Source organism: Stenotrophomonas sp. YIM B06876, assembly GCF_030711595.1.
Classification (GTDB): Bacteria; Pseudomonadota; Gammaproteobacteria; order Xanthomonadales; family Xanthomonadaceae; genus Stenotrophomonas.
The window spans coordinates 1-1,202 of the sequence record NZ_JAUJUJ010000246.1; the positions used below are offsets into that span (position 1 = coordinate 1).

General features: G+C 64.9%; 1 protein-coding gene and 1 pseudogene. Both read right to left on the minus strand.

What is annotated here, in order from left to right; translation table 11 throughout:
• Positions 1-459, minus strand: a pseudogene (locus QZH66_RS16465) (ammonia channel protein); the annotation flags it as partial.
• 28 nt (positions 460-487) lie between these two features.
• The gene (glnK, locus tag QZH66_RS16470; RefSeq protein ID WP_305806953.1) at positions 488-826 is read right to left on the minus strand and encodes a P-II family nitrogen regulator; all 339 of its coding nucleotides are present in this window, start codon (positions 824-826) and stop codon (positions 488-490) included.
• Between the last annotated feature and the right edge of the window lie 376 nt (positions 827-1,202).

The window sequence follows — 1,202 nt, forward strand, 5'->3', positions numbered from 1 at the left end:
GAACTTGGCACGCTCGGCGAACGAGCCCACGATCAGCGCCACGGTGATGGCCGCGAACGTCGACTGGAAGGCCACGAACACGTATTCGGGAATGGTGGGCAGCGCGCCGGACAAGGTGTCCTGCGCAATGCCCTTGAGAAAGACCTTGTCCAAGCCGGCGAAGAACAGGCCCTCGCCGCCGAACGCCAGGCTGTAGCCATAAATGGCCCACAGCACGGTGACGAGCGCGAAGATCACGAACACCTGCACCAGCACCGACAGCATGTTCTTGGCGCGTCCCAGGCCGCCGTAGAACAGCGCCAGGCCGGGGATGACCATCAGGATCACCAGCAGGGTGGACGTCAGCATCCAGGCGGTGTCGCCCGAGTCGAGCTTGGGCGTGGGGGCCTGGGCCCAGGCCAGCGGGCCGGCGGCCAGCAGGCCCAGCCCCAGAGCGAAGCAGGCAAGTCGTTTGTTCATGGCAATCTCTCGCGTTCGGTGAAGGGGTTTACAGGGCGTCCTGGCCGGTTTCGCCGGTGCGTATGCGCACCACCTGCTCCAGGTGGGTCACGAAAATCTTGCCGTCGCCGATCTTGCCGGTGCGCGCGGTGGCCTCGATGGCCTCGACGGCGCGCTCGACCAGGTCGTCGGCAATGGCCGCTTCGATCTTCACCTTGGGCAGGAAGTCGACCACGTACTCGGCGCCGCGGTACAGCTCGGTGTGGCCCTTTTGCCGGCCAAAGCCCTTGACCTCGGTCACCGTGATGCCTTGCACGCCGATGTCGGACAGTGCTTCCCTCACCTCGTCGAGCTTGAAGGGCTTGATGATGGCAGTCACCATTTTCATGTTCGGATCCTCCGTGAAGGGGCGCCCCGGGCGCCCGCTGGGGTTACAGGGTTGGGGTGAGCGAGACGATCGGACGCGCCTGGTGGCCGTCCTGCTCCAGGCCCAGGGTCTTGATGGCTGCGCGGGTCATGGTTTCTCCACGTGGNTGATGATGGCAGTCACCATTTTCATGTTCGGATCCTCCGTGAAGGGGCGCCCCGGGCGCCCGCTGGGGTTACAGGGTTGGGGTGAGCGAGACGATCGGACGCGCCTGGTGGCCGTCCTGCTCCAGGCCCAGGGTCTTGATGGCTGCGCGGGTCATGGTTTCTCCACGTGGGCAAATTAGCGATGACTGGCTCTATGCATAGACCGTGCCAGTGTCCGCAGTGCAGCGGAC